This window comes from Clostridium tunisiense TJ, from assembly GCF_000300195.1.
GTDB lineage: Bacteria > Bacillota > Clostridia > Clostridiales > Clostridiaceae > Clostridium_J > Clostridium_J tunisiense.
This window is the reverse complement of record NZ_AMQH01000002.1, coordinates 386145-399180: the sequence shown is the minus strand read 5'-3', so window position 1 is coordinate 399180 and position 13036 is coordinate 386145. Positions and strand designations below refer to the sequence as shown.

Here is a 13036-nt window from a genome sequence, read left to right as displayed (position 1 = left end):
TTTTGTGAAACTAAAAAAGAAAATAAATTTAGCAGATGTTTATTTTATATATGCCGACAATATATTGGTAAAGAACATGGATTATTATAACTTCAAGGCCTTAATTAATTTTTATAGCCTTCTTTATGATAATGTAATAATTCCCGATACCTTTTTTATCAATAATGAGTTTTTGGTAAAGTTTATGAAAGAAGATCGGGGCCTAGAATATGTGGAGAAGGGTATAATAGTACCTTCTGTTAGAAGTGGAATATCAAGTTTAGGTGATATATATAAAAGATTTGAGGCAAATGGTACTCTAAGCATAGATAAAGCTAGGAGTAAGGAATTGTTAGGTTATCTGGAAGCTCTTAATTTGGACAGTGCCATAACTTGGAACTTAACGGATGTTGGAGAGTATTTTGAAAATCAAGTCCTTTGCAATTTAGAAGGTTTAAATATTCTTGAAGAAGATAAAAAACGTTGGGCAGACAAGCTTTTCAATGTTAATAAAGAAGGAGCTTTAACAAGGCAAATAATAAGAGATACTACTAAAATAACAGACTTCAAAGAAACCACATCTTTTGAAACTATAAATAGTTATGTTGATGTTATATATAACTTTAACCTACCAAGTTTTTTAGGAACTTCTGCCGCTTATCCAGAAAACCTTGTTAAAAATGGAGTAACACCGGAGAAGGTATATTTTAATAGTAATGTATCAAGAGGAGATTTAACAAAGATATGTAAAAAGGAATACTTAAACACCTGGTTTTTTAATACTGGTGTGCTAGCAAACCTGAATCTTGAGCAAATAGTGCATATAAGGGGACTAAATGAATATAAGAAGTTTGTGAAAGGCTTGGAAAAACCATCAGATGAGAACAATATGTGTAAGCTGCAGGAAGGCTTTGTTGATTATCTCTTTACCTTTGATGCAGAACTTCCAAAAATTATTAGCTTAGAGAATAAGAAGTTAATTGAAAAAACTAAGAAAAAGCTATCCATTATGTCCTTGGGACAGGATAGTATGGCAGGAGATGGAGCGGGGTTTGCTATTGATTTAGCTTTGGATGGTATTGCCTCGTTTATTGGGGCAAAACTTCTTGGGAAAACATTCAAAATACTAGCAAAGCCAATCTTAAGTTCCACTGAAAGAACTATTAAAATGTTGGAATTAGAGGGAAAAGGTAAGATTAAGGAAATAGAAACACGAGATAATATTTATGATGCAATAAAGCAGTTTTCACTTAACTCTATTGAACAATAGGAGGTGGCGCAATGGAAAAGAAGATAATATTTGAAAATAACTATTTTAAGATATTTTTGTACAATAATATAGTTTCTATTGAAAATTTAAAAGGTGGAGCAGCCATATTACCTGTGACTAAGGATAAGAAGGTAATCCTTTTAAATATTTATAGAAGAGCCATTAATCAGTACTCCTTAGAAATACCAAGAGGCTTTTCAGAGGATGGAGAAGAGCCAATTAACAATGCTAAGCGTGAAATGCAGGAGGAGATTTCCTGTGTAAGTGAAAATATAATTCCCTTGGGATATATGCATGTGGACTCTGGCTTAATGAACAGCAAGGTAAACTTATTTCTAGGATTAGATACTATCATTGAAAATAGTATGGTTCAGGAGGAAGAGGGTATTAAGAATATAGTTTTATATGACTTTGACATAGTATATAAAATGGCTTTAGAAGGGCAAATTAATGATTCCTTCACTCTTGCAGCCATATTAAGAAGTAAGAGGTTTATGTAAGCTGGAAGGGCTCAGTCCTTCCTTGGCGAGAAGAAAATCCAGTAGAAGAGCAGTTCCGGCTACTTACTACTGGATTTTCTTTATCAGTAAAGTTTTTAAAATTATAGAAACTTATCACAGTTTTTTATTTATTCAAGTTATCCTATTGCAACACAGAGGGCACCTACTAGGATTAGTGCTATGCCTATAATTTTCTTTACACTTATCTTCTCATGAAGAATAAAGAAGGATATAAGCATAGTCCAAATATAAGTCATTGAAGTTAGTGGTAAAACAACACTATAATCAAGATATTTTAAGATATATATATTAATAAGTGCTGAAAGAAAATATAATCCTCCACCTAAATATAAGTTTATATTTAAAATTAGGCTTTTAAAAGGGCTACTAGAGGCCTTCTTAAGAAACAGTCCAGCAAAGGCACCTAGAATAGTCATTGTTAGAAGCAGCATAAGATTCAAAGTATTAATCATCACCACCACCAATCAATATGACTCCTAGTATAATAATAATTACCCCTATTGCCTTTAAAGGTGTAATTTGTTCTTTTAAAACAGCATTTGCAAGAATTATACTGAATACATAATTCAAACTCAGCATTGGTTGTAACACCGATAAGCTACCAAACCTATATGCAAAAATCATTATTAAGGCTCCAAGTGCATAAAGAGCAAAACCCAATAGTAATTCTACCATGCCTCCAGAGGAAGATAGTTTCCAAAGTAACTGCCCAAAGCATACGCAGAGGGAGGAGATAAGCATTAACAATATTCCTGTTCTATTCTTTTTAAAGGATTCTACCATCTTCATGCTATTTTGTTATTTTTTCTATAGATTCAATAGTATATTTTTGCATTTTAAAGGTCAGGTTTATCAGAATAGATAGGTACTTTATTATTATTGCTAAAACAGCAAATATTCCAATGAAGCCAAAATCCAGGAATAGCATGGTAGTTGTCCAACCGGCTACAGGATCTCCTTTGAGGAAGATGAAGACAGTATAAAAACCAACTAATATTGCAATAAACATCATCACAAGGGTCATAGTTATTGAGAATTTGTATGCAATATCTGTGAACAGGATTAAGCTATCGGTAGCTAGTTCTTTTCTTTTATCCCTTATTTCTTTTGTATGCTTAGGTTTATTTTGTCTTATCTGTGAGTATACGAGTCTTTCAAACTTTAGGCCACAGTTCGCATACATAACTTTTCTATAAGGTATAGTTTTGCTCATAGAGTGTACTCTATTTATTGCCCGTCTTGATAATATCCTAAAACTTTCAGTTTGTATGTTGTAGGTACTATTTGAGGTTGAGTTAAATACTTTATAGAATAGCTCTGAAAAGGTTCCCTTAGCCTTGCTTGAGGTGGCACTTACAATATCGAAACCCTTTAAGGAAACTCTATATAAATCTATTATTGTATTTAGGTCATAATCAATGAATAATGAATCAAATTCATAGACAAAGTCTCCAATAGCAAGATCCACCCCTGCATTCATGGAAAGTTCCATTCCTTGATAGAAGCTCATGTTTATAACACTTAAAACAGGGCCTTTAACTTTATCTCCAAATTCTCTTATTTTTTCTATGCTTTTGTCTGTGGAGCTATCATTCACACAGATAATTTCATATTTTTCAAAGTTTTCTTCTAAAACAGAGTTTAAATTTTCAAGAAAATATCCAATATGGTCTTCATTATTATTAACATAAATAACCGCTGAAATAAAATTTTTCTCTTTATTACTTACCATTCCTTAACACCTCGTCCAAATCGTATACTGTATTAATCTTTCCTGATAACACACTTATAAAGGTTGGATTACTACTATACTGTTTTATTACTGTTGGTCTTGAGTCATCGATTTCTGAAGCTTTTAAAATGGGCTTCATAGAAAATAAGGAGCCAACATATTCAAATTCAAATTTATCCTTCATATATTTTTTTGTAATGTTAGACATGTAGGGCCAAGCACTTTCAGGCTTTGCAGGACAATCATTACAGTTGCCAAGATTTTCTGGTGAGCAAAAGCCACCACTTCTTTTTTGGCAATCAAAAGTTGGAACGCTATCATAACTGGTAATATGAGGTGTAAAGGTAACGGAGGTTAAAGAGTGATAACCAGTTTTACCAAAGGGCATAATGGAAAAAAATGGACCATCCATAACCGTTATACCAGTATTCTTTAACTCCTCATTAACTTTACATAGTATTATCTCACAAATCTCATATTTGATCTTGAAGGGTTCATATCCTAATAATTGATGAATTTGATTCACGCTTGCATAGGTTGAGTTTAAAACAAAGCCGCTCTCTAGTTTCTCACCTGTTTTTAGCATTATTTCAAATAGATTATCCTTTTTTACTATAGATTCTATATTAGATGAATATCTAACTTTTATATTAGGATAATTCTCTAGCTCTTTAAGTAGCCATTCTTTCAAGATTTCTGCATCATAAGTGTATTCTGTAGTTAAGAAGGCACCATCACACATGCCATCTTTAAAATATTTTGAGGGTGCAATATCATCACAATGGATATTTGAATCCTTACAAAACTTTCTAAACTGCTCAGCATTTGTCCAACTAAAATTTTTGCTGGTTGCATAGACTTTATCAAATTTGCTATGGACGCAAAAGCCATAATCCTTATTAAATCGGTGAAAATAACCTCTTGATTTTATTGCAGTAGAAATTGATCTTGGGTAATGGTATCCCATATGAACCCTTGCTTGATTTATGTAGGTAGCTCGCTTAAAGGGGGCATCTTCACATTCAAGTACAAGAACCTCATCCCCTTGCTTTCCACAAAAGAGTGCAGAATATAAGCCGTACAAGCCAGCACCTATTATTATTTTGTCGTAGGCCATTATAAAGAACCACCTTTCCTTTTACTATCATTAGTTATGTTATATTTAAATAGTATAGTGGATAATTTATCCCACCTTGTTATATATACTAGAAAAATACTAAGAACATAGATGGACATTGATATTCCAAAAAGTAAAAATGGTAAGTCCCATAGAATAAAATTTATATGGGTATGAATATAGGAATGCCCTTTTGCTAAGGCATACCAGGAAATTGGCGCAATAAATGCTACAAAGGTAGCAATAACCAACCCTATAATATTGAGCTTAACTTTTTTTGATAAAATTCGGCTACATAGAAGACCTATGCTAAGCACTGAAACTATTAAAATAAACCAAATAAAATGTCCGTAAGGTACAGGACCAAGTATTGGTCCAAATATAGGTTCAAAGGTTTTAGTCATATAGGTCCAAACAACACTCATTGGAGAAACCTCTAGGCTTTTTTTGTAAATATCTATTGTATCTGCACTGACGCCAGAAGCTAGGATATCGTTTAAAACATCAGTATTCCCTGGTATTCTCTTAAAAGCAGTTATAGATAATTGCTTAATAGCTTTTGAAATTGAATTATAATGTACAGAATACTGGATAATATAAATTCCTAAGGATATTATAAAGCCACTTAAAGCCCCAAAGGAAACAACAAGCAACTTCTTTATAGCGTCTATTAACTTCCATTTCATTGTTACCCAATAAAAAAAGTATGGTACTGTTAAGGAAATCATTATAGTTGTTATATATTCAAAGCCGCAAAGACACTTTAAAATTATAGCTACACAAATTAGAACAAAGGAAGTAGTGTAGGAATATACCTTGGTCTTTGAGTATCTCTCCAGGAGAAAAATTGAAATTATCATGGGCAGAAACCATGTCCACATCACCCAATAAATACTCTTAGCAAATTGAATAATCCAAACGTCGTAAACTGAAATATAAAGTATTAAGCCAAAACCAACAAGCCAACTTGTCTTTTTTGAGATCCATGCAACAAATATAGCTAATATAATTGATGATAAAAGGGCATTTATACCATAATAGAAGTCTAATTTTAAGGAATTAGAGAATGGAAGCACATTATCAAAGAAGGTATAGACCATGGTGTGCAACCCAGTCTGAGAGGTATATTCTTTGAAATTGTTTTCAGAAAACTTCACATCATTTCTATAACCTTCAAAAATACTGCTAGTAGATATCCCTTCATCTTGTAAGACGGTCATAACTCCATTATTATTTCTAAATTGCTTGTTATAAATGAGAGAGGAAATTACTATACTATCTGAATCCTTTTGAAAGGACTCAAAACTATTAGTAAAGTTATTATCAAAGGAATTTGCTAGGGCATTTGTATAAACACCTTTGTAAAAGGATATAAAAAGAAAAACTGTTAAGATAGTTATGAGAAGAAAATTAATTTTATTATTGTTTTTAGTTATTTTACTACTTTCTATCTTCATAATGGTTTATAGTCACCTTTCCAAGTCTTAAATAAAATCTTAATTAACTCATAATTACCTTTAACTGGACTTATCTTTGTAGGAGTCTTTCCTTTTCTTGGATATTGTCTTTTTACTGGTACTTCACAAGTTTTAAGCCCTAACTGGTTTGCTCTCACTGAAAAATATGCAAGAAGCTCATAGGTCATAAAAATATCTCTAAAAGGTTTAACCTCTGGATGTGTTATATATTTTTTAGAGTAAGCCCTATAGGCATTAGTAGTATCTGTGAACCATTGCTTTGCAGTGAGTGAAATAATTGGTGCATGTATGAGTCTAACTGCAACGTACCTTGAAAGTGGTGTATTGATAGCTTCTCCACCAGCAATAAAACGAGAGCCTTGTACAAAGTCGTAGCCTTTATCTAGCTTTTCCACGAAATTAGGAATATCCTCTATACTATCCTTGTTGTTTCCATCAATGGTTATAAAGCCTTCATAGCCACGTTGTAAGGCCCACCAAAACCCCATTCTAAGCTGAGCGCCTTGCTTGCCTGTATCTTTTTTTGTTAGTAAGGTATTTACACCAAGGGTTTTCAGCAATTCTGGTTCGGTGCAGCCATCGGAGGAACCCCCATCACAGAGGATAATATCACAAAGTTTATGTATTCCATGATATTTAGCAGTTAAAAGTTCTTTCTTTATACGCTCACCCTCATTTATGATTGGAATAAGAATACAATATTTTGTATGTTTTGGTGAATACTCCTGGCACTGAAATTTTGGAACTCCCTGTACATTCTCAAATATCAAGAAATCACCCCCTTAATATACTTAACTGTTTCTTTAACTAACTCTATATTGTTTAAATTCTTCATTTCTATTGAAATGAACTTATGAAAATCTAGGGTTTTTAATTCTTTATGTAACTCTCTTTGCTTAATAACTTCAAGATATGGCTCTGATACGTGTATATGATTTACTAAAGCTAGATTTTCCCTAACTACTTCAAGGTCTTCACCATTTTGTATAATAGTACCCATATCAATGTTTACCTTTATGCTATCACAATTTATCTGTTTGCAAATTTCAAAGGCCTCTTGGGTTGTATTAATAAAGTTTGTGTTGTAAATTGTAGGGTTTGGCTCAATTGCAATTGTTGTATTATGATCCTTTGCATAGTTACCTATTTCTCTAAAAAAACCTATTGCAATGGGCAAACTTTCAGGGTTTGGAAGATTTCTATTTTTAGGACAGCCAAAAACCAGATTTTTGCAATCCATTACCTCTGCAAATTCAATGGCTTTTTTTGTATAATCAATTAATGTTTCTCTATCCTCGTTGGTGCCAAAAATAGATTCATTTTTACCAAACCATATTGATTGTAGCGATGAAACCCTAAGACCATACCTATTTTTCAGCATCGCCGCAAAGCTTTCTGCTTGGAGTAAATTATTATATGGAGTCTCAGGAAAAAGTCTTGTAGGAGCAATTTCAAGTCCTGTAAAGCCTTGTTCCTTTAAAAACTCATACATTTCAGTGTCGTACTCACCAGACCATGCTATATTTGAAATTGATAAGTTCATTTAATTCATACCATCCTTAACAAAGTTATATATATCATTTATGGATTGTTGTTTGTCAAATATATACCCATTTTTTCCACCAAAGTTATTAGCGTAAATTGTGTTGAAATCATACTTAGGAATAACGGAGGACACCTCATTGATGAAGTCAGTACCCCTAACTTTTTTATAAATTTCAGATACTGAAACCGGTTCAACTGCTAAATTTAACAGCCTTATATTATTTTTTATTGCAATTTCTATGTGGCTCCATAAATAAGCTAAATTATAGAATTGGAAAACCCCTCTGCTATCCGTAAAGTTTAAGGCAGAAAATCCAATGTTATCAAAAGCTTCTTTTAATAACTGTCTCTCTTCCTCAGTTTTATAGGCACACTTATAGAATCCATTTTCTTGACTTATATAGTGCTTTGAAATTAATTCACTCTTCTCAGCTAATTCCTTATACTTTGCCTCATTTAGCATAGAAGGTATAAGGTTTATTAAATCATAAATAAAATTCTTTTTAAGGTTTTTACCAAATAAACCAGGAAGTCTTATAATGTGATAATCTTCTATATTTTCAGCTACCCAATTTTCTAAATAATAACGATTTAATCCATAAGCATGTAAGTTTTCTGTATCAATAACTGAGTTCTCATTAACCTTTACTGGATTTTTATATACATCGATTGTAGAAATTAACACCAACTTCTTAGGATTAATTTTTTTTATGTTTTCAATTGTATTTTTAATTGTTTCTAAATCTTTTTCAGGATCTTTGTTGGCTAAAAATTTTTCCGCCCTAACACCTGCATAAACGCATAAATCAGGATTAGTACCAAAAGCGTTCTCAATATTTTTGGAATTAAAAGTCTTATCGAATTTTCGTTGCAAATTTAAATTTGAACCGACAAAACCTGTATATCCGACTAAAATTTCCATAGCTCACCTCGTCCATAATATTTGCACTTTATTATATCATTATTCTCAAGGAATTTCAGCTTTAAACTAAACTATTTGAAGGAAGCTTATAGAGGTTAACGTGTTGAAGTAATACAATGTTGATTTTCTTTAATTGTTGGGATATAATTACTATATGATTCAAATTTTGAACGAATTAGGTGGTATAGGTTATGATGGAGAGTATGATATTGCAGTTAATTAGTAATAACAATTACATAAGTCAAAAGTCTATAGCCCAAAGCCTAGGCATTTCTGTGGGAAAGGTTAATTATCTTATTAAAGATCTGGCGAAACAAGGGCTTATAACCATAGTAAAGAACGGTAATAAGCATAATTACAACTTGAGTGATGTAGGTATGAAATATTTAGAGAAACATCTAAATAGCAATCAGAATAGGAAAATTGATCTTGGAAAAAGTCATTCAAAAATTGAATTGGCTGTAATTCTATTAGCTGGTAGAAAACAAGAGCTTGGAGAATCCGTTGGACTTATTAATATAAATAATGAGCCCTTGGTAAAAAGAACTATTAGGCTTCTTAAAAACAAAGGAATCAAAAAATTTATTTTAATTTGTGGTTATAACAAAGAAAAGTATAATTTTTTACTTCAAGAAGAAGATACTATTATTATTGAAAATGACAGTTATGAAAAGACAGGAACCATGTACTCACTTTCCTTGGCAAAGGATTATATTGATAAAGATTTTATTTTGCTTGAAGGAGATATAGTCTTTGAAGAAAGACTGTTAGATGTGTTATATAGCAATAATTACAATAACTCTGTAACAATCACAAACTTAAGTAGCAGGGATGATGAAGTTTACGTAGAAGTTAAAGATGATTACATTTATAAAATATCCAAGGATATTCATCAATTAAATAAAATTCATGGAGAAATTATCGGTATAACTAAAATTTCAAAGGTTGTGTTTGAAAAAATGCTAGCTAGGTTTGGCAGTGGTACAAATCCTTATGTTAATTATGAATATATGCTGCTAGATGTGGCGGAAACCTTCAAGGTTCACTATGAGTATATACCAGATATTATCTTTGCAGAAATCGATAATTTAAAACAATATTACTATGTAAAAAATAACATTGAACCTTTATTGATTTAGAGGTTAAGTTTTACAATGCTATGCAAGAAAATACAAACTAATTATGAGTAACTATTATTTATGTATTGTTCTTATTAAAAATCTACAATAGTAGATTTTATTCACATAAACACACAAAATATTATTATAAATGGAGGAATAACTATGAAAAAAGTATATATAGCTATGAGTGCTGATCTAATACACCATGGGCACTTAAATGTTATTGAAGAGGGAAGAAAGCTTGGAGAAGTAATAATAGGTCTACATACAGATGATGTAATATCTGAATATTGGAGAACACCTTTATTGACTTATGAGGAAAGAAAAAAAATTGTTGAAAACATAAAAGGGGTTTCAGAGGTTGTACCTCAAGAAGAACTTGATCAGGTTCCAAATCTATTAAAGATAAAGCCTGATTATGTAGTTCATGGAGATGACTGGAAAGAAGGAATCCAAAAGAATATAAGAGAAAGAGTTATTGAAGCTCTTAAAGAGTGGAATGGAGAACTAGTTGAAACAAAATACACTGAAGGTGTTTCTATTTCTAAACTAGATGAGACTATAAATTTAATTGGAACTACTCCAGCTACAAGAATGAAAAAACTTAAAAAGTTATTAGCTACTAAACCTGTAGTAAGAATTATGGAAGCACATAACGGCTTAACAGGATTAATTGCTGAGAAAACTAAGATTGAAAAAGATGGAAAAATTAAAGAGTTCGATGGAATGTGGGTAAGTTCTCTATGCGATTCTACAGCAAAGGGAAAACCAGATATCGAATTAGTTGACTTAACTTCAAGACTTAATACTATTAATGATATATTAGAAGTTACTACAAAACCTATTATTTTAGATGGAGACACAGGCGGAAAGATTGAGCACTTTGTGTATTCTGTTAAAACTCTAGAAAGATTAGGAGTTTCAGCTATAATCATAGAGGATAAAGTAGGACTTAAGAAGAATTCTTTATTTGGAACAGAAGTTCAACAAACACAAGATACTATAGAAAATTTCTGCGATAAAATTAGAGCAGGAAGAGCAGCTAGAGTTACTAATGATTTTATGATCATTGCAAGAATTGAAAGTTTAATTTTAAAAGCTGGTATGGAAGATGCTATAGCTAGAGCTAAGGCTTATATAGAAGCTGGAGCTGATGGAATTATGATTCACAGCCAGCAAAAAGATGGAAAAGAAATCGTTGAATTCCTTTCAATCTACAATCAGTTTGAGAAAAAAGTTCCAGTAGTAGTTGTGCCAACTTCTTACTCTCATATGACTGACAAAGAATTATATGAGGCAGGAGCTAGCATAGTAATTTATGCTAATCACTTAATTAGAAGTGCTTATCCAGCAATGGTTAACACTGCAAAATCTATTTTAGAGAATGATAGAGCTCTAGAAGCTAAAGAGTATTGCATGCCAATAAAAGAAATTTTAACTTTAATTCCAGGAGGAAAATAAAGTGATAAATACTGAGTTGTTTTATAATTTGTTAAAGGAAAATCAGGTGGACTTCTTTACAGGAGTTCCTGATTCTCTTTTAAAGGACTTTTGTGCTTATGTAATGGATAATACTGAAGAAAGCAACAATATAATTGCTGCTAATGAAGGTAATGCTTTAGCTATGGCATCAGGTTACCACTTAGCTACTGGAAAGTTTGCTTTAACTTATATGCAAAACTCTGGTATAGGCAATATTGTAAATCCTCTTTTATCTTTAAATGATCCATTAGTTTACAATATACCTTCTCTTCTTTTAATTGGTTGGAGAGGGGAACCAGGTAAAAAGGATGAGCCTCAGCACAAGAAGCAGGGACTTGTTACTGTGGAACTTTTAGATACTATGGGTGTTAAGTATGAAGTTCTATCAGAGGAAGATACTGCTGATAGTGCAAAGGAAAAGCTGGAAAAAGCTATAAATCATATGAAAACCACTAATGAGCCTTTTGCACTAGTTGTTAGAAAGGGTACTTTTGAGGCATATAAGCTACAAAAGAAGATACAAACTTCTTTTGAAATGAATAGAGAGAAGGCTATTGAGGTTATTCTTTCTGCTATGGGCAATGATGAAGTTATTGTTTCTACTACTGGTATGGCATCTCGTGAGTTATTTGAACTTAGAGAAGCTAGAGGCGAAGGTCATGAAAGAGACTTTTTAACAGTGGGTTCCATGGGGCATTCTTCTCAAATTGCTTTAGGAATAGCTTTAGCAAAACCTGAAAGAAAGGTTTACTGCTTAGATGGTGATGGCGCTACTTTAATGCACATGGGTGGCCTTGCTATAATTGGAAATCAAAAGGTTAATAACTTTAAACATATAATCATTAATAACGGAGCTCATGATTCTGTTGGTGGTCAACCAACTATAGCTTTCAACATTGATCTTCAAGGAATAGCTAAGAGCTGTGGCTATAAAAATGTGTTTGTAGCAACTACTAGTGAGGAACTTAAACAGGCTATAACTCAGCTAAATGTTTCAGAGGGTCCAGCTTTATTAGAAGTTAAAGTTAATGGTGGAGCAAGAAAAGATTTAGGAAGACCAACTACAACTCCAGTAGAAAATAAAACTGGATTAATGAATTTCCTTAAGGATAAGTAGGTTAAATTCAATAAGATAATTGGTGAAGGGGGGAAGATGTTGAAGATAGGAATAATATCAGATATACATTCAAACTATGAAGCCTTAAAAGCTGTAGTTCAGGATGGTATTAATAAGGTAGATAAGTATATTTGTTTAGGTGATATTCTAGGATATGGTCCTGAGCCAAATGAAACAATAAAGCTCTTATCTCAGTTAGACCTATTAGGTTGTGTTTTAGGAAACCATGATAATGCTATCTTGAACAATGACCTTACTAGGTTCAGAACTGAACATGGAAGATATGCAATAAATTGGACTAGAGATCAACTAAATCAGGAGTCTTTAAGCTTTTTAAGAAATCTTAAACAAAAACATTTATATGATGAGTTTGGAATTGAAGTATATCATGGTGGCTTAGAAGATCCCTATTGGCAATATATATTTCCTTCAACGTCAAAGGAGGATTTAGAAAGAATATTTAGTAGACGTAAATATGATTTAGTCTTTGTGGGACATTCTCATCTCCGTTTTAGCTTTAATTTTGGAGAGTTACAAGTTGTAAACCCAGGAAGTGTGGGTCAACCACGAAATGGATTAAATGATGCTCAATATGCTATTTATGATACAGAAAAAAAATCCATAGAATTTTGCCAAGTTCCTTATGATATAAAAAATACTGCTGAGAAAATTGAAAAAGCAGGATTAGATAAATTTTTAGCGAAAAGATTATTTTTAGGTATATAATTAACTATTAAGGAGAGTGATTTACA

General features: G+C 32.0%; 14 protein-coding genes. 6 read left to right on the top strand and 8 right to left on the bottom strand.

Annotation, left to right across the window (positions count from 1 at the left end):
• The first annotated feature begins 4 nt into the window (after nucleotides 1–4).
• A complete protein-coding gene (locus C661_RS0101905; protein ID WP_017413602.1) occupies nucleotides 5–1249 on the top strand; it encodes a hypothetical protein in 1245 nt (414 codons plus the stop codon).
• 11 nt (nucleotides 1250–1260) lie between these two features.
• Nucleotides 1261–1749, top strand: a complete 489-nt coding sequence (locus C661_RS0101900) for an NUDIX hydrolase (protein WP_017413601.1) — start codon at nucleotides 1261–1263, stop codon at nucleotides 1747–1749.
• A gap of 137 nt (nucleotides 1750–1886) precedes the next feature.
• On the opposite strand, the gene C661_RS0101895 is transcribed toward C661_RS0101900, so the two are convergent.
• The 8 genes from C661_RS0101895 to C661_RS0101860 are packed head-to-tail and all read right to left on the bottom strand — an operon-like array spanning nucleotide 1887 to nucleotide 8564.
• A complete protein-coding gene (locus C661_RS0101895) occupies nucleotides 1887–2222 on the bottom strand; it encodes an EamA family transporter (protein ID WP_017413600.1) in 336 nt (111 codons plus the stop codon).
• Nucleotides 2215–2559, bottom strand: a complete 345-nt coding sequence (locus C661_RS0101890; protein WP_242825960.1) for an EamA family transporter — start codon at nucleotides 2557–2559, stop codon at nucleotides 2215–2217. The genes C661_RS0101895 and C661_RS0101890 overlap by 8 nt, the downstream gene beginning before the upstream one ends.
• 1 nt (nucleotide 2560) lies before the next feature.
• Nucleotides 2561–3502: a glycosyltransferase gene (locus tag C661_RS0101885; protein WP_017413598.1), complete on the bottom strand. Its 942-nt coding sequence runs from the start codon at nucleotides 3500–3502 to the stop codon at nucleotides 2561–2563.
• Nucleotides 3492–4619: an FAD-dependent oxidoreductase gene (locus tag C661_RS0101880; protein ID WP_017413597.1), complete on the bottom strand. Its 1128-nt coding sequence runs from the start codon at nucleotides 4617–4619 to the stop codon at nucleotides 3492–3494. Before C661_RS0101880 ends, C661_RS0101885 begins: the two co-directional genes overlap by 11 nt.
• Nucleotides 4619–6076, bottom strand: coding sequence for a hypothetical protein (locus C661_RS0101875; protein WP_017413596.1), 1458 nt, complete (start codon nucleotides 6074–6076; stop codon nucleotides 4619–4621). The genes C661_RS0101880 and C661_RS0101875 overlap by 1 nt, the downstream gene beginning before the upstream one ends.
• Nucleotides 6073–6867 carry a glycosyltransferase family 2 protein gene (locus C661_RS0101870; protein ID WP_017413595.1) on the bottom strand — a complete coding sequence of 265 codons (795 nt, stop codon included), beginning with the start codon at nucleotides 6865–6867 and terminating at the stop codon, nucleotides 6073–6075. Before C661_RS0101870 ends, C661_RS0101875 begins: the two co-directional genes overlap by 4 nt.
• Nucleotides 6864–7640 carry a sugar phosphate isomerase/epimerase family protein gene (locus tag C661_RS0101865; RefSeq protein ID WP_017413594.1) on the bottom strand — a complete coding sequence of 259 codons (777 nt, stop codon included), beginning with the start codon at nucleotides 7638–7640 and terminating at the stop codon, nucleotides 6864–6866. Before C661_RS0101865 ends, C661_RS0101870 begins: the two co-directional genes overlap by 4 nt.
• Nucleotides 7641–8564: a Rossmann-fold NAD(P)-binding domain-containing protein gene (locus C661_RS0101860; protein WP_017413593.1), complete on the bottom strand. Its 924-nt coding sequence runs from the start codon at nucleotides 8562–8564 to the stop codon at nucleotides 7641–7643.
• Nucleotides 8565–8755: 191 nt separating this feature from the next.
• Here C661_RS0101860 and C661_RS21080 point away from each other — a divergent pair, with 191 nt between their 5' ends.
• The 4 genes from C661_RS21080 to C661_RS0101840 all read left to right on the top strand — a co-directional run bounded on the left by C661_RS21080 (nucleotide 8756) and on the right by C661_RS0101840 (nucleotide 13010).
• Nucleotides 8756–9703, top strand: coding sequence for a winged helix-turn-helix transcriptional regulator (locus C661_RS21080; protein WP_017413592.1), 948 nt, complete (start codon nucleotides 8756–8758; stop codon nucleotides 9701–9703).
• A 144-nt stretch (nucleotides 9704–9847) separates the two neighbouring features.
• Nucleotides 9848–11146 (top strand): phosphoenolpyruvate mutase, encoded by a 1299-nt coding sequence (aepX, locus tag C661_RS0101850; protein ID WP_017413591.1) that lies wholly within the window; start codon nucleotides 9848–9850, stop codon nucleotides 11144–11146.
• A gap of 1 nt (nucleotide 11147) precedes the next feature.
• Nucleotides 11148–12284, top strand: a complete 1137-nt coding sequence (gene aepY / locus C661_RS0101845; protein ID WP_017413590.1) for a phosphonopyruvate decarboxylase — start codon at nucleotides 11148–11150, stop codon at nucleotides 12282–12284.
• Between the two features lie 36 nt (nucleotides 12285–12320).
• Nucleotides 12321–13010 carry a metallophosphoesterase family protein gene (locus tag C661_RS0101840; RefSeq protein WP_041876865.1) on the top strand — a complete coding sequence of 230 codons (690 nt, stop codon included), beginning with the start codon at nucleotides 12321–12323 and terminating at the stop codon, nucleotides 13008–13010.
• Nucleotides 13011–13036 lie beyond the last annotated feature (26 nt).

Excerpts from the sequence above, each read along its gene's own strand:
- C661_RS0101885 (WP_017413598.1), bottom strand. The coding sequence starts at position 3,502 with ATGGTAAGTAATAAAGAGAAAAATTTTATTTCAGCGGTTATTTATGTT.
- aepX (WP_017413591.1), top strand. The coding sequence starts at position 9,848 with ATGAAAAAAGTATATATAGCTATGAGTGCTGATCTAATACACCATGGG.
- C661_RS21080 (WP_017413592.1), top strand. The coding sequence starts at position 8,756 with ATGATGGAGAGTATGATATTGCAGTTAATTAGTAATAACAATTACATA.
- C661_RS0101865 (WP_017413594.1), bottom strand. The coding sequence starts at position 7,640 with ATGAACTTATCAATTTCAAATATAGCATGGTCTGGTGAGTACGACACT.
- C661_RS0101880 (WP_017413597.1), bottom strand. The coding sequence starts at position 4,619 with ATGGCCTACGACAAAATAATAATAGGTGCTGGCTTGTACGGCTTATAT.
- C661_RS0101840 (WP_041876865.1), top strand. The coding sequence starts at position 12,321 with ATGTTGAAGATAGGAATAATATCAGATATACATTCAAACTATGAAGCC.
- C661_RS0101890 (WP_242825960.1), bottom strand. The coding sequence starts at position 2,559 with ATGAAGATGGTAGAATCCTTTAAAAAGAATAGAACAGGAATATTGTTA.
- C661_RS0101900 (WP_017413601.1), top strand. The coding sequence starts at position 1,261 with ATGGAAAAGAAGATAATATTTGAAAATAACTATTTTAAGATATTTTTG.
- C661_RS0101895 (WP_017413600.1), bottom strand. The coding sequence starts at position 2,222 with ATGATTAATACTTTGAATCTTATGCTGCTTCTAACAATGACTATTCTA.
- C661_RS0101860 (WP_017413593.1), bottom strand. The coding sequence starts at position 8,564 with ATGGAAATTTTAGTCGGATATACAGGTTTTGTCGGTTCAAATTTAAAT.
- C661_RS0101875 (WP_017413596.1), bottom strand. The coding sequence starts at position 6,076 with ATGAAGATAGAAAGTAGTAAAATAACTAAAAACAATAATAAAATTAAT.